The organism is Xanthobacter sp. NM-25 (genome assembly GCF_022138605.1).
Taxonomy (GTDB): domain Bacteria; phylum Pseudomonadota; class Alphaproteobacteria; order Rhizobiales; family Xanthobacteraceae; genus Xanthobacter.
Genome location: NZ_JACBFS010000007.1, coordinates 217,992 through 233,257 on the forward strand (window position 1 = coordinate 217,992; position 15,266 = coordinate 233,257).

General features: G+C 70.7%; 13 protein-coding genes. 8 read left to right on the top strand and 5 right to left on the bottom strand.

Features of this window, described 5'->3' with window-relative positions; all coding sequences use genetic code 11:
• The first annotated feature begins 5 nt into the window (after nucleotides 1-5).
• The 7 genes from MEU52_RS18985 to MEU52_RS19015 all read left to right on the top strand — a co-directional run bounded on the left by MEU52_RS18985 (nucleotide 6) and on the right by MEU52_RS19015 (nucleotide 8,449).
• Nucleotides 6-971 carry a DUF58 domain-containing protein gene (locus MEU52_RS18985; protein ID WP_238123536.1) on the top strand — a complete coding sequence of 322 codons (966 nt, stop codon included), beginning with the start codon at nucleotides 6-8 and terminating at the stop codon, nucleotides 969-971.
• Nucleotides 971-1,492 (top strand): DUF4381 domain-containing protein, encoded by a 522-nt coding sequence (locus MEU52_RS18990; protein WP_238123537.1) that lies wholly within the window; start codon nucleotides 971-973, stop codon nucleotides 1,490-1,492. The genes MEU52_RS18985 and MEU52_RS18990 overlap by 1 nt, the downstream gene beginning before the upstream one ends.
• Nucleotides 1,489-2,493, top strand: a complete 1,005-nt coding sequence (locus tag MEU52_RS18995) for a vWA domain-containing protein (protein WP_238123538.1) — start codon at nucleotides 1,489-1,491, stop codon at nucleotides 2,491-2,493. The genes MEU52_RS18990 and MEU52_RS18995 overlap by 4 nt, the downstream gene beginning before the upstream one ends.
• Complete coding sequence (locus MEU52_RS19000) at nucleotides 2,490-4,817, top strand: VWA domain-containing protein (protein WP_238123539.1); 2,328 nt, start codon at nucleotides 2,490-2,492, stop codon at nucleotides 4,815-4,817. The genes MEU52_RS18995 and MEU52_RS19000 overlap by 4 nt, the downstream gene beginning before the upstream one ends.
• Nucleotides 4,818-4,831: 14 nt before the next feature.
• Nucleotides 4,832-6,766 carry a BatD family protein gene (locus MEU52_RS19005; RefSeq protein ID WP_238123540.1) on the top strand — a complete coding sequence of 645 codons (1,935 nt, stop codon included), beginning with the start codon at nucleotides 4,832-4,834 and terminating at the stop codon, nucleotides 6,764-6,766.
• Nucleotides 6,767-6,853: 87 nt separating this feature from the next.
• Entirely contained in the window at nucleotides 6,854-7,168 is a 315-nt protein-coding gene (locus MEU52_RS19010; RefSeq protein WP_238123541.1) for a hypothetical protein, read from the top strand.
• Between the two features lie 87 nt (nucleotides 7,169-7,255).
• Nucleotides 7,256-8,449: a type I restriction endonuclease gene (locus MEU52_RS19015; protein WP_238123542.1), complete on the top strand. Its 1,194-nt coding sequence runs from the start codon at nucleotides 7,256-7,258 to the stop codon at nucleotides 8,447-8,449.
• A 4-nt stretch (nucleotides 8,450-8,453) separates the two neighbouring features.
• On the opposite strand, the gene MEU52_RS19020 is transcribed toward MEU52_RS19015, so the two are convergent.
• The 5 genes from MEU52_RS19020 to fabI all read right to left on the bottom strand — a co-directional run bounded on the left by MEU52_RS19020 (nucleotide 8,454) and on the right by fabI (nucleotide 13,304).
• Nucleotides 8,454-9,137 carry a 3-oxoacid CoA-transferase subunit B gene (locus MEU52_RS19020; RefSeq protein WP_238123543.1) on the bottom strand — a complete coding sequence of 228 codons (684 nt, stop codon included), beginning with the start codon at nucleotides 9,135-9,137 and terminating at the stop codon, nucleotides 8,454-8,456.
• Nucleotides 9,137-9,790, bottom strand: coding sequence for a CoA transferase subunit A (locus tag MEU52_RS19025; protein ID WP_238123544.1), 654 nt, complete (start codon nucleotides 9,788-9,790; stop codon nucleotides 9,137-9,139). The genes MEU52_RS19020 and MEU52_RS19025 overlap by 1 nt, the downstream gene beginning before the upstream one ends.
• A 62-nt stretch (nucleotides 9,791-9,852) precedes the next feature.
• On the bottom strand, nucleotides 9,853-11,061 hold the full coding sequence (locus MEU52_RS19030) for an acetate/propionate family kinase (RefSeq protein ID WP_238123545.1): 1,209 nt from the start codon (nucleotides 11,059-11,061) through the stop codon (nucleotides 9,853-9,855).
• Between the two features lie 2 nt (nucleotides 11,062-11,063).
• A complete protein-coding gene (locus tag MEU52_RS19035) occupies nucleotides 11,064-12,467 on the bottom strand; it encodes a bifunctional enoyl-CoA hydratase/phosphate acetyltransferase (protein ID WP_337927151.1) in 1,404 nt (467 codons plus the stop codon).
• A gap of 72 nt (nucleotides 12,468-12,539) precedes the next feature.
• Nucleotides 12,540-13,304 carry an enoyl-ACP reductase FabI gene (gene fabI, locus MEU52_RS19040; protein ID WP_238123546.1) on the bottom strand — a complete coding sequence of 255 codons (765 nt, stop codon included), beginning with the start codon at nucleotides 13,302-13,304 and terminating at the stop codon, nucleotides 12,540-12,542.
• A 617-nt stretch (nucleotides 13,305-13,921) separates the two neighbouring features.
• On the opposite strand from fabI, the gene MEU52_RS19045 reads away from it, so the two are divergent.
• Nucleotides 13,922-15,265, top strand: coding sequence for a V-type ATP synthase subunit B (locus tag MEU52_RS19045; RefSeq protein WP_238123547.1), 1,344 nt, complete (start codon nucleotides 13,922-13,924; stop codon nucleotides 15,263-15,265).
• Nucleotide 15,266: the final 1 nt, after the last annotated feature.

Below are 15,266 nucleotides of genomic sequence, written 5' to 3' on the forward strand. Positions count from 1 at the left end.
GGCCCATGGCGCAGATGCCCGGTGCCCCGCCTTCCTATGGTCTCGTCGCCAGCCTCGACGAGCTGCTGGCCATGCGGCCGGCCGAGGGTGTCGGCGGCTTCGCGCCGGGCGGCAAGGTGCGGACCCACCAGTTCGGCGGCCACCGCTCCGCCTTCCGCGGCCGCGGCATGGAATTCGACGAAGTGCGCGCCTATCAGCCCGGCGACGACATCCGCACCATCGACTGGCGGGTGACGGCCCGCACCGGGCGCACCCACACCAAATTGTTCCAAGAGGAGCGCGAACGGCCGGTGCTGCTGCTGGTGGATGCCCGCACCGGCATGCGCTTCGGCACCCGCGACTGCTTCAAATCGGTGCTGGCGGCGCGCGCCGCGGCGCTGCTCACCTGGGTGGCCATCGCCGGTGGCGATCGGGTGGGTGGGGTGGTGCTCACCCCGTTCGGCCTCACCGCCTACCGGCCCGAGCGCAGCCGCCGCCGCATCCTGCATTTCGTGAAGGCCGTGGCGGATGCCACCGCCGAGGGCTTCGGCCGCGAGGCGGCGGCGGGCGAGGCGCCGGCGCTGGCGAGCGCCCTCGCCCACCTGCGCAGCGCCGCGCGCCCCGGCACCCTGGTGTTCCTGCTGAGCGATTTCGAGGATTTCGACGGCGCCGCCGCCCGCGAGCTGAACCGCCTCGCCCAGTCGAGCCAGGTCACCGCGCTGTTCACCTATGACGATCTGGAGGCCCGGCTGCCGCCGCGCGGCGCCTACCGCATCAGCGACGGCGACGCGGTGGCCACCCTCGACACCACCCGCCCCGCGCTCACCGCCGCCTATGCCGAGCGGTTCGCCCTGCGGCGCGGACGCATCGAGCAGTTCTGCCGCCAGCACGGCATGGCCTTCCTGCCCCTGCGCACCGGGCAGAATGTCGGCGACATCCTCCATCCCGAACGGCTCGCGGCGCCGCGCGCCGGCCGTCCCGCGGTGGCGTGATGGCACAGGAGCAGATCCTTCTTCCCGAACGGGCCCCGCCGGTGACGTTCGATCCCGGGGCCGATCCGCTGGCGCGGCTGCGGGACATCCACCTGCCCGATCCGGTGCCGTTCTGGCCGCCGGCCCCGGGCTGGTTCCTGCTGGCCGGCGCCGTGGTGCTGGTGCTGCTGATCGCCGGCGTGCTGGAATGGCGCCGCCGGCAGACCCTCGCCTATCGGGTGCTACAGAGCTTTCAGGCGCTCAGCCGTGATCCCGAGGCCGACACCCTGGCCCTGGGGGCGGCCGCCGCCGTGCTCATGCGCCGGGTGCTGCTGAGCCGCCAGGCCCACGCGCCGGCGGCCGCCTACACCGGCGCCGCCTGGGCGGCCTTCCTCGCCGATGGCCCCAAGGGATTGCCGCCGGACATCAGCCGGTTCCTGGCCCTGGCCCCCTATCTGCCCCCAGGCGCGCCCGAGGCGGCGCAGATCGACCGCGCCGCCCTGGTGGCGGCGGTGCGCCACTGGATCCGGGGCCACGCATGATCACCTTCCAGTGGCTGTGGGCCTTCCTCTTCCTGCCGCTGCCGCTGGTGGCGCGCCTGCTGCTGCCGCCGGCGCCCACCCCCCGGGCGGGGGCGCTCAAGGTGCCGTTCTTCCAGGCACTGGCGGCGGCCGGCCTCGCCGGACGGCGCGCCGCCGGGGGGCGCCGCCTGCGGCTGGTGCTCGCCAGCCTCATCTGGGGGCTCATCGTCCTCGCCGCGGCGCGCCCCGCCTATGTGGGACCGCCGATCGCTGTGCCGGTGGAAGGCCGCGACCTGATGCTGGCGGTGGACCTTTCCGGCTCCATGGCGCGGCAGGATTTCGCCGTGGGCGGCCTGCCCATGGATCGGTTGTCGGTGGTCAAGAGCGTGGCCGACGACTTCATCGCCCGCCGGGTCGGCGACCGGGTCGGGCTGATCCTGTTCGGTACCCGCGCCTATATCCAGGCGCCCCTCACCTTCGACCGCACGGTGGTGCGCGAGCTGCTCGACCAGGCGAGCATCGGCATGACCGGGCAGGAGACCGCCATCGGCGATGCCATCGGCCTCGCGGTGAAGACCCTGCGCAGCCGCCCGGCGGATCAGCGGGTGCTGATCCTGCTCACCGACGGCGCCAACACCGCCGGCATGCTCGATCCCCTGCAGGCGGCGGAGCTGGCCAAGCGCGAGCAGGTGAAGATCTACACCATCGGCGTCGGCGCCGATGCCCGGGCCATGAATCCCTTCCTCCTCAACATGCCGTCCGACCTCGACGAGGAGACCTTGCGGAAGATCGCCGGCATCACCGGCGGCCATTATTTCCGCGCCCGCGACGTGGCCGGCCTGTCGGCCATCTATGCCGACATCGACCGGCTGGAGCCGGTGGCCGGGGACCCACTCTATCTCAATGCCACGGTGGCCCTGTTCCAGTGGCCGCTCGGCGCCGCCCTGGTGCTCAGCCTCGCCCTCGGCGCGCTGCTGCTGCCGCGCGGCCGGCGCCGGGTGGCGGCGGAGGGGAAGCCATGATCCCCGCCGATTTCCATTTCCTGCGCCCGCTCTGGCTGCTGGCGCTGCTGCCGGCGCTGGCCCTGGCCCTCGTCGCCTGGCGGGCACTGCGGTCCGGCCGGAAGGACTGGCAGGGCCTGGTGGATGCCCACCTGCTGCGGCACCTGGCGGTGCAGGGCGGGGGCGGACCGGGCCGCGGGCCGCTGCTGCTGTTGCTGGCCGCCTGGGTGATCGCCGCGCTGGCCATGGCCGGCCCCACCTGGCGCAAGCTGCCGACCCCGGCCCTCGACCGGCTGGACCCCACCGTGATGGTGCTGAACCTCGGCCGCTCCATGGACGCCACCGACCAGGCGCCGAGCCGCCTCACCGGCGCCCGCCACAAGCTCACCGACATCCTGGCCCGCCAGCGCGGCGCCCAGGTGGGGCTGATCGTATTCGCCGACGTGCCGTTCGTGGCGGCGCCGCTGACCGAGGATGCGCGCATCATCGGCCAGATGCTGCCGGAGCTCGCCACCGACCTGATGCCGGTGAGCGAAAACCGCCCCGACCTCGCCATTCGCCGGGCGGTGGAGCTGCTCCAGGGCGCCGGCGCCCGCGACGGCCGCATCGTGCTGGTGACCGACGGGGTGGGCGATGCGCCGGAGAAGACCCGCGCCGCCGCCCGGGCCGCCGCCCAGGCGGGCTATCGGCTCAGCGTCATCGGCGTCGGCACGGTGGGCGGCGCCCCGCTGCCGGGGGCCGATGGCGCGCCCGTGCTGACCCGCATGGACAAGGCCCGGCTCACCCAGTTGGCCGATGACGGCGGCGGCGCCTTCACCCCGCTCACCATCGACAGCCGCGACCTCGACACCGTCTTCACCCCCGGCGCCGGCGGGCGCTCGCGCAATCCGCTCCAGGACAGTGGCATGACCGCCGATCAATGGGCCGACATGGGGCCGTATCTGGTGCTGCTGCTGCTCGTGCTGGCGCCCTTCGCCTTCCGCCGCGGCCTCATCCTGCTGCTGCTGGCGGGCCTGCTGACCCACCTGCCACTGGCGGTGCCGGGCGGCCAGGCCCTGGCGCAGACGCCATCGGTGGAGCCCACCGCACCAGCCCCGGACAGCGGCCGGGCGAACCTGTGGCAGCGGCCGGACCAGCAGGGCGCCCGCGCGTTCGCCGAGGGCGATTACGCCGGCGCCGCCAGCCGCTTCGAGACCCCCGCCTGGCGCGCCGGCAGCCTCTATCGGGCCGGCCGGTTCGAGGAAGCCGCCGCGGCCTATGGCCGGGTGCCCGGCGGCGACTACAATCGCGGCAACGCCCTGGCGCGCGCCGGCAAGCTGGAAGAGGCGCTCACCGCCTATGACGACGCCCTGAAGGCGGACCCGAACAACGCCGACGCCTTGTTCAACCGCGATCTGGTCCACCAGCTGCTGCAGAAGCAGAAGGAGGACGAGGAGAAGCAGAAGTCCGGCGGCGGCGGCGCGGGGGGTGGCGCGGGGGGCGGCGGTGGCGGCTCCAGCGCCGGCGCGTCCCAATCCGGCCAGGGCAACACCGAGTCCTCCAAGGACCCCGGCAAGAACAAGGGTGACAACAAGGACCAGAACAAGGGGCAGGACCAGGGCAAAAACCAAGGCAAGAACCAGGGTCAAGGCCAGAAGCAGGACAAGGGCCAGGACAAAGGCCAGGACAAGGATCCCAAGGGCACGCCGGATTCCGGCGCCGGCGCCGCGCAACCGCGCACCGACAGCGGCAACGCCCCGCAGCCCTCCCCCAAGCCGCAGCCCGCTCCCGACAAGCCGGGCCAAGACCAAGGTGGAAAAAACCAGGGCGAGAAAGACAAAGGCGACAAGGACAAGCCAGGCCAAGACCAGAGTGGCCAAGACCCGAGTGGCAAGAACCAAGACGGCAAGGACAAGGACGGTAAGGACAAGGGTGCCAAAGATCAGGACGGCCAGGAGCCGGCGCAGAAGCCGGATCCCGCGAAGGATGGCAGGGACCAGCCCGATCCCGCCAAGGCCGGCAACACACCCGCACCGGCGCCGACCCCCGCCCCCGCACCGCCACCCGGACCCGGCGGCCAGCAGCCGGCGCGCCAGCCGGAGCCGGGCGAGGGGCCGAACGCGCAGCCGCGATCGGGCGCACGGCCCGTGCCGGTGCGTCCGCAACCCGCCGGTGAGGCGGGCTCGGACACGGAATCGGCCAATCCCGGCGGCATGCTGCTGCGGCCCATGAGCGAACAGGACCAGACCAACGAGCAGGCCTTGCGGATGGTGCCGGACGACCCCGCCGGCCTGCTGCGGGCGCGCATCCGCGCCTATTACCGTGGCGGCGCGGTGACGGTGCCTCAGGAGCAGCCCGCCCCATGAGAGCAGCCGAAAACATGAGCGCAGCCGAGACCAAGAGCGTCACCGAGGCCAGACGCGCAGGCGGTGCCCTGGGCGCGCCCCCGCTGACCGGCATGCTGCCGGCGCGCGATCTGGCCAAGGCGACGAGCGCGGGCATCGGCGACACGGCCGGCCTGCGGCCGCAGAAGCGGCCGGCGCGGCACCTTCTGCCGGCAACCCTCGCCCTGCTGCTGGCGCTGGCGGCGCCGACAGCGGCCTGGAGCGCCAGTGTCACCGCCGGGCCCGACCGCTTCGTGGTGCCCATGGGCGAAACCTTCGACTACATCCTGACCCTCACCGACGGCCTGGGGCGCGATCCACCGGACGTGAGCGCCCTGACCCGCGACTTCGAGATCGTCGATCGCCGCCGCACCAGTCAGGCGGAGATGCGGGACGGCAAGCCCGTCCACATCGACCAGTGGGTGATGACCCTGCGCCCCCGGCGGGCCGGAACCCTCACCCTGCCGTCCCTCACCGTGGACGGCCTCACCACCAGCCCGGCCCAGGTGCAGGTGCTGCCCGGCGGCGCGCGCCGGGACACCGTCCGCGCCGAAGACGCCGGCCCGCTGTTCGTGCGGGTGGAGGCGGCCGACACCCCCGCCTATGTGCAGAGCGACATTCCCGTCACCCTGCGGATCTACGACCGCATCGGCATGCGCGGCGGCGCCATGGACAAACCGAGTGCCGAGGGCGCCACCTTCACCGCCGATGGTGGCCAGCGCACCTATGTCACCACCATCGGCAAGGCCCGCTACCGGGTGATCGAGCAGAGCTATCTCATGACGCCGCAGAAGAGCGGCACCATCGAGATCCCGCCGCTGACCCTCAAGGCCCGCGTGCCCGGCTTCAGAGGCAGCTCCGCCGGTTCCGACCTGGCGCAGATTCTCGGGCGCAACGGCATGGGCGAGGTGGGCGAGCGGGAGGAGACGATCCGCTCCCAGCCCGTGTCGGTGACCGTGCGGCCGCGGCCGGAAGGGGTCACCGGCTGGTTCCTGCCGGCACGCGCGGTCAGCCTGGAGCAAAGCTGGTCGGCACCGGTGGACGCGGTGAAGGTGGGCGACACCCTCACCCGCACCATCCGGCTGAAGGCCCGGGGGGCGAGCCCCAACCAGTTGCCGCCCCTCGATCCGCCGCCGGTGGAGGGGCTGCGCCAATATGCCGAGGACAGCCGCACCGACGCCACCCTCTTGGATGGCGAGGGGGCGGCGGTGCTCACCAAGACCTTCTCGGTGGTGCCCTCCGCCTCCGGCAGCCTCACCCTGCCGGCGCTCACCGTGCCATGGTGGAACACCGCCACCAACCGCCAGGAAACCGCCACCCTGCCGGCGGTGACCCTCCAGGTGCGGCCGGCCGCCGGCAGCCCGGCACCGACCCCCACCGCCCTAGCCGCGCCACAGAGCCCGACGCAACCGGCGCCGCCGCCGGAACCGGTCGCCAGCCCCGCGACCGCATGGCTCGACCCGGCGACCCTGCTGGCGCAGTTGCGGGCGCATCGCCTGGGGCTCTCCATCCTCACCGGGGTCCTGGTGGCGCTGCTGGCCCTGCTGCTCTGGCGCCCCTGGCGCCGTCACCGGCCAGTCGCGAATGCGACACCGATGCCGCGCACCGGACGTCGCCGGCCCGGCGCTGTGTCGGGTCTGCCCCGCGCCCGCCTGCTGGCGGACCTCATCGGCGCCTGCCGGCGGCATGATGCGGTGGCCGCCCACACGGCCTATGCCGCCCTGGAACGGCAGGGCGCGTTCGCGGATGCCGACCCCGCCCTCGCCGCTGCCGGCACGGACCTTGCCCGCCATCTGTATGGCGCCGACACCCGGCGCTGGAACGGCAAGGCCCTGCGCACGGCGGTGGAGCGGGCCACACGGGCGAGCGCCAGGGCCCACCGCCCCGCCCGCGGCGCCCGGCTGGCGCCGCTTTATCCAGCCGGCCGCTGACGGGCACGGGCCAGCGCTGGACTGGAATTTGCTTCGCCTGTCGGCAGATCATCGCCTGCGCCCCTTGCGCAGCTCGGAGAGCCCGCCATGGCACTGGACCTCAAGACCGACTGGACCGACGCCGACCTCGCCCAGCTCATCGCCTCGGTGGTGGATGACCGCGACTGGCGTCTGGAGGTGGCTGCCGACGGCGTCGCGCGCCTCGCCGACAAGACCGCCAACCCCACCGGCGCCGATTATGACGAAGGCCTGCACTGTTATTTCGAGACCTGGATGGCCGGCACGGATTTCGTCGGCCCCGGCGCCGCCGGCGACAAGACCCTGGTGGGCAAGCTCGCCACCGCGCTGCGGGCCAATTACCCCAGCCTGAAGGCCGACAAGTTCGTCTATGTCGACCTGTAGGGCGACACGCCTTTAAATTGCACCTCTTGACAGGACACGCTCTGATGAGAGCAACTAAAAGTTGCCGGACTTCGGGGAGGTGTTGTCATGGATGCGGCTGCGCTGTCGGACTTTCGCGAGAAGCTGACCGAGTTCGCCAAGCGGGCGGTGACGGCTGCGCCGCGCTGCCTGAATGAGGAATCCACCAAGATGTTCCTGGTGGTGCCCATGATCTCGTTCCTAGGCTACGACCCCATGGACCCCAACGAGGTCTTCCCCGAGCACCATTGCGACTTTTCGGAGAAGTATAAGAACCGGGTGGATTTCGCCATTTTCAAGGGCGGCGAGCCGGTGATCGCGCTGGAGACCAAGCCCGCCGGCGCCCCCAGCCTGCGCGACGACCGTGGCCAGCTGCGCAGCTATTTCAATGCCGCGCGCACGGTGAAGATGGGGGTGCTCACCGATGGGCTGGTGTGGGAATTCTATGCCGACAGCGACGAGCCCAACATGATGGACGCCAACCCCTTCCTGCGCTTCGACCTGAGGGACGTGGCGCGCGGCAAGGTGGATGAGTCCGCCCTGGAGGGCCTCTCCAGCTTGGGCAAGGCGGTGTTCGACCCCGACAACATCGGCGCCGAGGCCAAGCGCAAGCACATCTACAATTCGGTGCTGGGGCAGGTGGCGACCATCTTCGCCGATCCGCCGGAGGAGTTCGCCCGGCCGCTGCTAAAGAAGGCCGGCATCGGCCACATCTCGCAGAAGGCCCTCGACGAATACCGGCCCATCATCCAGGCCGCCCTGCGCGAATTCATCAGCCGCCAGATCCTGCATCGGCTGGACCTGCCCAAGCCCGACGCGCCGGCCCCGGCCGCATCGACGGATGCCGCGCCGCCGGCGCCCATCGCCGACAACGTCATCACCACCGAGCGCGAGCTGGCGGTCTATCGCTGGGTACTGCAGCGCCTCGCCTTCCTGGTGTCGGACGACGCCCTGTTCGGCGAGATCGCGGCGGTGGAGTATCGCGACTACCAGGGCCAGTTCGTGGTGTTCTACAAGATGGAGCGCAAGGGGCGCCTGTTCGAGTTCATCGAATCGAAGACGAACCCGGGCTACCGCTTCGTCTTCCCGGAGGAGGCCGGCCTGCCCGCCGGCGACGTCACCGTTCCCAACCTCCAGGACATCGACGCCCCGCTCCTGGCGGTGTTCACCGCCCGGGTGGCGGGCATCGGCAAAAGTGCGGACAAGACCGCGGACAAAAGCACCGACAAGGCCGAGAAGGCGCCCGCGCCGGCGGGCGCCTGAGGGCTCAGCCGAGCACCATCTCCGGCACCTCGTCGGGCACGATGAGGCTGGCGGCGGTGGCGCCCAGCACCTCCTCCACCGACACGCCCGGGCCGCGCTCCAGCAGCACCAGGCCCTCGTCCGTGGGCTTGATCACGGCGAGCTCGGTGACGATCAGCGTCACCCGGCGCTCCGCCGTCAGCGGCAGGGTGCAGCGGGGGACGATCTTCGAATCCCCCTTGGCGGCGTGCTGCATGGCGACGATCACCGCCTTGGCCCCCGCCACCAGATCCATGGCGCCGCCCATGCCGGGCACCTTGTGGCCGGGCACCATCCAATTGGCGAGATAGCCGCGCTCGTCCACCTGCAGGCCGCCCAGCACGGTCAGGTCGAGATGGCCGCCGCGGATGAGGCCGAAGCTCATGGCGCTGTCGATGGAGGCCGCCCCCGGCACCGCCGAGACAAAGCCGCCGCCGGCGTCGGTGAGGTAGGGGTCCTCCATGCCTTCCGGCGGGTGGGCGCCGAGGCCGATCACCCCGTTCTCGGCCTGGAAGAACACGTCGGAGCTCGCCGGCAGGAAATTGGCCACGAGACTCGGCAGGCCGATGCCGAGGTTCACCAGCATGCCGGGCCGAAGCTCCTTGGCGACGCGGGCGGCGATGATGGACTTGGCGTCCCAGTCCTTGGGAGAAGCAGGGGTGTTCGTCATCACGCGGCCCTCGCCAGAAGATGGTCCACCAGCACGCCGGGGGTGCGCACCTCGTCGGGCGGAATGACGCCCACGGGCACGATCACATCCGGCTCGGCGATCACCGTCTTGCCGGCCAGTGCCATGATGGGATTGAAGTTCTGCGCAGTGAGCGAATATTCGAGATTGCCCACATAGTCCGCCTGGCGCGCGCCGATCAAAGCGAAATCCGCATGCAGCGGGGTCTCCACCAGATAGCGCTTGCCCTCCACCTCGATCACCTGCTTGCCCTCTTCCACCGGCGTGCCGAGGCCGGTGGCGGTGAGCACCCCGCCAAGGCCCATGCCGGCGGCGCGGATGCGCTCCACCAGCGTGCCCTGGGGCACCAGTTCCACGGCGATCTCCCCGTCGATCATCTTCTGCTGGATCTCGGGGTTGAGGCCGATGTGGCTCATGATGGCGCGGCTCACCGCCCCGGCATGCACCAGCCGGCCGATGCCCTTGTGCGGCAGGCCGGCATCATTGGCGATGACGGTGAGGCCGCGCACGCCGCGTTCCACCAGGGCATCGATGAGGCGCAGCGGGCTGCCGACGGCCATGAAGCCGCCGATGAGCACCCGCGCGCCGTCGGGAATGAGAGCCGCGGCCTCCTCGGCCCGGATCGCCTTCTTCATGGCGTTTCCTCTTGGTGTTGGGGGGGCGCGGGACACGCCGCGCCGGAGAGGGATGAGACAGATCAGGCCGCGCGCGGCGCCTGTTCGGCGAGGGCCCGCTTGCAGGCGCGGGCGATCACCAGCTCCTCATTGGTGGGGATCACCATGATGCGGGCGCGGGAGAATTCGGTGGAGATGACCTGGGCGCTGACGTCGTTCTGGTCGTGGTCGAGCTCCAGGCCGATCCAGCTCATGCCCTCGCAGATGCGGCGGCGGATCTTGCGCGAATTCTCGCCGATGCCGCCGCAGAAGATGAGCGCATCGAGCCCGCCCAGGGCGGCGGCCAGGCCGCCCAGCTCGCGGCGGATGCGGAACACGAAATAGTCGATGGCCTCGTGCGCCTCCGGCAGGTCCGCCGCCTCCAGGGTGCGCATGTCGTTGGAAATGCCCGACATGCCGAGAAGCCCGGACTTGTAATAGAACATGTCCCGGACCTCATCGATGGTCTTGCCCTCCTGCTGCACCATATAGAAGATCACGCCCGGATCGATCTGGCCGCAGCGGGTGCCCATGGGCAGGCCGTCGAGGGCGGTGAAGCCCATGGTGGAGGCGATGGAGCGCCCGCCCAGAATGGCGCACATGGAGGCGCCGTTGCCCAGATGAGCCACCACCACCCGGCCGTCGTGCAGCAGCGGCGCCATGCGCTGCAATTCGCCGGTGATGTATTCGTAGGACAGGCCGTGGAAGCCGTAGCGGCGCACGCCCTTGGCGTAATATTCGCGCGGCAGAGCGAAAGTGTCGTTCACCTTGGGATGGTGGCGATGGAAGGCCGTGTCGAAACACGCCACCTGCAGCGCCTCGGGAAACGCCATCTTGGCCGCCTCGATGCCGGCGAGGTTGTGCGGCTGGTGGATGGGCGCGAACGGCGACAGCGCCCGCATCTCCTCCATCACCTTGTCGGTCACCACCACCGGGGTGGAGAAATGCGGGCCGCCATGCACCACCCGGTGCCCCACCACCGAGGCTTTCGCCTCCGGATACTGGCTGCGCAGCACCGCCAAGGCGGTGGCGAGGGCGCTCGCATGATCGGAGGCCTCGGACTGGGCGAGATCGCGCGTGATGGCGGCGGTGCCGGGGGCGAGCTTGGCCTTCAGCCGCGGCGCCCCGCCGATGGCGTCCACCGCCCCCACCGCCATCAGCTGCGGCTCGGCGAAGCCTTCGGAGATGTCGTAGAGGCTGAACTTCAGGGAGGACGAGCCGGCGTTCAGGGTCAGGGTGACGGGACGTTCCATGCTCACACCGCCTCGCTCGTGTTCTGGCCGCTGATGCGGGCCTGATGCACCACCGCCACCGCGCAGGAGGCGAGCCGCGCCTTCTCGCCATCGGCGCGGGAGGTGAGGATGATCGGCACCTTGGCGCCCATCACCAGGCCTGCGGCCTCGGCGTGGGAGATGAAGGTGAGCTGCTTGGCCAGCATGTTGCCGGCATCGAGATCCGGCACCACCAGCACCTCGGCCTTGCCCGCCACCGGCGAGCGGATGCCCTTGATGCGGGCGGCGGCGATGTCCACCGCATTGTCCATGGCCAGCGGCCCATCCACCAGCCCGCCGGTGATCTGGCCGCGCTCGGCCATCTTGGACAACAGCGCCGCATCCACCGAGGAAGCGATCTGCGGGTTCACCGTCTCCACCGCCGAGAGCACCCCCACCTTGGGCTGCGCGATGCCCAGCGAGATGGCGAGGTCGATGGCGTTCTGGCAGATGTCCACCTTGGTGAGCAGATCGGGGGCGATGTTGATGGCGGCATCCGTCACCAGCAGCAGATGCGACAGCCCCGGCACATCCATGATGAAGATGTGGGTGAAGCGCCGACCGATCCTGAGGCCGCGCTCCTTGCGCAGCGCCGCCTTCAAAAGCTCGTCGGTGTGCAGATGGCCCTTCATGAGCGCCTGCGCGCGGCCGTCGGCCACCACATCCACCGCCGCATTGGCCGCGGCGGCATTCTCCGGCTGGTCGATGATCTCGATGCCGTCGAGGCTCTGGCCGAGGCCCCTGGCCGCCGCCTCGATCTTGCGGGCCGAGCCCACCAGGATGGGGGTGATCAGCTTTTCCTTGGCCGCCAGCAGGGCGCCACCGAGGGAAGCCGGCTCCTCCGGCGCCACCACTGCCACCGACAAAGGCGGCAGCTTCTCCGCCCGCTCCAGCAGGGCGTCGAAATGGCGATGGCGCTGCACGATGAGGCCGGGCAGCTCCTGCTCCTCATAGGTGAACTTGACCTTCGGCGCCTCCACCTCCGCCTCGCCTTCCAGCAGGATGGTGTCGTCGGACAGGCGCCGCACCTCGGTCGCGAGGCGCACCACGCCATCCACCCGCTTCTCCAGCACCGTGACCTTCACCTGCAGTTCGTCGCCGGCCGACGCCCGGCCGTGGAACTGAAACAACTGCGTGCGATAGAGGGTACCCGGGCCGGGCAGCAGATTGCCCAGCACCGCCGAGATCAGCGAGCCCACCCACATGGAGGGCGCCACCACCACGTCTTCCTTGCCATCGTGGTCGATGTCCTGGTTGGGCAGGTGCATCGGGTTGTGGTTGCCGGAAACGTTGGCGAAGACGATCAGGTCGTCGGTGGTGCAGGTGCGGCGCAGCTCGGCGCTGTCGCCCGGCTTGAGCTCGTCGAAGGTCTTGTTTTCGCGCATCATGCGGGCACCTTACCTTGGGTGGGGTCAGGACGGAACGGCAGGCGGGAGCACCGGCTCCCGCCGCAACGCGGGCTAGCCGACGATGCTGTAGCCGCCGTCAATGAGATGGACGCCGCCGGTGACATTGGCGGCCTCGCGGCTGGCGAGGAAGGCGGCATAGGCGCCCACGTCCTCGATGGTGGCCAGCAGGTGGGTGGGGGCGCGGGCCGCCGCCTCCTCCAGCAGCTCGTCGAACTCGGCGATGCCGGAGGCGGCGCGGGTCTTCAGCGGCCCGGGCGACAAAGCGTGCACGGAGATGCCCTTTTCGCCCAGCTCCGCGGCCACATAGCGCACGGTGGCTTCCAGCGCCGCCTTCACCGGGCCCATCACATTGTAATGCTCGACCACCTTCTCGGAGCCGTAGAAAGAGACGGTCATGCAGGTGCCGCCCTGAGGCATCAGCGGCTCGGCCCGGCGCACCATGCGCAGGAAGGAATGCACCGACACATCCATGGCCTTGGCAAAGCCGGCCTTGGAGCAATCCACCACCCGCCCGTGCAGGTCCTCGCGCGGGCAGAAGGCGATGGAATGCAGCACCGTGTCGAGCCGGCCCCATCTTTCCGTGATGGCGGCGAACACGGCGTCCATCTCCGCGTCCTCGGTGACGTCGAGGGGCAGGATCAGCTCGGCGCCGAGCGCCTCCGCCAGCGGCCGCACATGGCTTTCCGCCTTGGCGTTGAGATAGGTGATGGCGAGATCGGCGCCCTGCGCCCGCAGCGCCTTGGCGCAGCCCCAGGCAATGGATTGATCATTCGCCACGCCAACCACCAGCGCCTTCTGACCGGCCAGTGAAAACATGAGGGGTCCTCTCGTTCGCCGCACCTGGAGATGCCCGCCGCGACGGATAGGTCGTGAGGCTTGCGCCAGAATGGGCTCGTCACCCTGCCCCGGCGGCGTGCACCGCTGCGGCAGCCGGATCATGCTGCCGCACCGCACGCCTAACGGGAATCCACTGCAAATGGATGACGTCCCGCCCGCCGATGCAAGGGGGAAGTGTGCACCGCACACACCGGCCCCGGGTGCGGCACTTCGCCGTTGCCCCCGGCGCCATGGCGACCGCTGCGCCCTCCCACCGGGCCGCACCGCCGGCCGCCAAGGCCCGCCGGAAGGCGCCCCGCGCGCCGCCCGACGCCGCCCGCGCGACCCGATGACGGCCGCGGCCGGCCCGTCGCCGGCGGCGGTGCGCGTATGGACAGCCTCGGAGTGCGTCCCTAGACTTGACGCTAGGTCGTGGGGCCCGGTAGCGGGGTCATGATGGCCCGGCGCAGGGTGCCCGCCTGGGGTGCCGCGCTCCCGCAGCCCTTGTCCATCCGCCCTTGTGCATGGACGGGATGCGCCTTCTCGCGGTTCGCCCGGCGCGCGGACCACCCCCTTCACCGCCCGCCCGGCCGGGGCGGCGCAACCGGTCGCGAGCCATGAACGCCATCGCCATCCATTACGACCGGATTCTCTCCATCGTCGGCGAAGTGGTGCGGGTGGCGCTGCCGCCGCAGACCGCCGACGACCCGGAGGGCCCGCGCTATGGCGACCTCGCCATGGTGCGCGAGGGCAACGACACGCCCCGCCTCGCCCAGGTGGTGAAGCTGGAGGCGGGGGAAGCCTCACTGCAGGTGTTCGGCGGCACCCAGGGCCTGTCCACCCGCACCACCGCCCGCTTCCTCGGCCATCCGCCGCGGGTGATCTTCTCCGACAACATCCTCGGCCGCGTCTTCACCGGCGACGGCACGGTGGCGGATGGCGGCCCACCGCTCACCGACGAGCCACAGGTGGAGATCGGCGGCCCCTCCGCCAATCCGGCCCGGCGGGCGCTGGCCTCGCGCATGATCCGCACGAACGTGCCGATGATCGACGTGTTCAACTGCCTGGTGGAAAGCCAGAAGATCCCCATTTTCTCCACCGCCGGCGAGCCCCACGACGCGCTGTTGGCGCGTATCGGCGTGCAGGCGGAAGCCGATGTGGTGGTGTTCGGCGGGCTCGGCCTCACCTTCGATGACTATTGGCGCTTCCGCTCCGCCTTCGAGGATGCCGGCGTGTTCGCCCGCACCGTGATGTTCGTGAACCAGGCCGCCGACCCGCCCCTGGAGCGGCTTTTGGTGCCCGACATGGCGCTGGCGGTGGCCGAGCGCTTCGCGGTGGAGGAGAAGAAGCGCGTCCTGGTGCTGCTCACCGACATGACCGCCTTCGCCGACGCGCTGAAGGAGGTGGGGGTGGCCATGGAGCGGGTGCCCTCCAACCGTGGCTATCTGGGCGATCTCTATTCCCAGCTCGCCCGCCGCTATGAGAAGGCAGCGGTGTTCCACGGCGCCGGCTCGGTCACCATCCTCACCGTCACCACCATGCCCGGCGGCGACGTGACCCATCCGGTACCCGACAACACCGGCTACATCACCGAGGGCCAGTTCTATCTGCGCGACGGCATGATCGACCCGTTCGGCTCCCTCTCCCGGCTCAAGCAGCACGTGATCGGGAAGGAGACGCGGGAGGATCATTCCGCCGTCATGAACACCATGATCCGCCTCTATGCCGGCGCCCGGGATGCCGAGCGCAAGCAGGCCATGGCGTTCGACCTCTCCGAATACGACCAGCGGCTGCTGCGCTATGGCGCCCTGTTCAAGGCCCGCTTCATGGATGCGGCGGTGGCGCTGCCGCTGGAAGCCGCCCTCGATCTCGGCTGGCGCACCATGGCGGAGTGCTTCCCGCCCGAAGACCTGCTGGTGCGCCAGAGCCTGATCGAGAAATACTACCCAGCGGAGGCGTGAG

Coding starts and splice junctions, on each gene's coding strand:
- MEU52_RS18985 (WP_238123536.1), top strand. CDS start 6: ATGGCGCAGATGCCCGGTGCCCCGCCTTCCTATGGTCTCGTCGCCAGC.
- MEU52_RS18990 (WP_238123537.1), top strand. CDS start 971: ATGGCACAGGAGCAGATCCTTCTTCCCGAACGGGCCCCGCCGGTGACG.
- MEU52_RS18995 (WP_238123538.1), top strand. CDS start 1,489: ATGATCACCTTCCAGTGGCTGTGGGCCTTCCTCTTCCTGCCGCTGCCG.
- MEU52_RS19000 (WP_238123539.1), top strand. CDS start 2,490: ATGATCCCCGCCGATTTCCATTTCCTGCGCCCGCTCTGGCTGCTGGCG.
- MEU52_RS19005 (WP_238123540.1), top strand. CDS start 4,832: ATGAGCGCAGCCGAGACCAAGAGCGTCACCGAGGCCAGACGCGCAGGC.
- MEU52_RS19010 (WP_238123541.1), top strand. CDS start 6,854: ATGGCACTGGACCTCAAGACCGACTGGACCGACGCCGACCTCGCCCAG.
- MEU52_RS19015 (WP_238123542.1), top strand. CDS start 7,256: ATGGATGCGGCTGCGCTGTCGGACTTTCGCGAGAAGCTGACCGAGTTC.
- MEU52_RS19020 (WP_238123543.1), bottom strand. CDS start 9,137: ATGACGAACACCCCTGCTTCTCCCAAGGACTGGGACGCCAAGTCCATC.
- MEU52_RS19025 (WP_238123544.1), bottom strand. CDS start 9,790: ATGAAGAAGGCGATCCGGGCCGAGGAGGCCGCGGCTCTCATTCCCGAC.
- MEU52_RS19030 (WP_238123545.1), bottom strand. CDS start 11,061: ATGGAACGTCCCGTCACCCTGACCCTGAACGCCGGCTCGTCCTCCCTG.
- MEU52_RS19035 (WP_337927151.1), bottom strand. CDS start 12,467: ATGATGCGCGAAAACAAGACCTTCGACGAGCTCAAGCCGGGCGACAGC.
- fabI (WP_238123546.1), bottom strand. CDS start 13,304: ATGTTTTCACTGGCCGGTCAGAAGGCGCTGGTGGTTGGCGTGGCGAAT.
- MEU52_RS19045 (WP_238123547.1), top strand. CDS start 13,922: ATGAACGCCATCGCCATCCATTACGACCGGATTCTCTCCATCGTCGGC.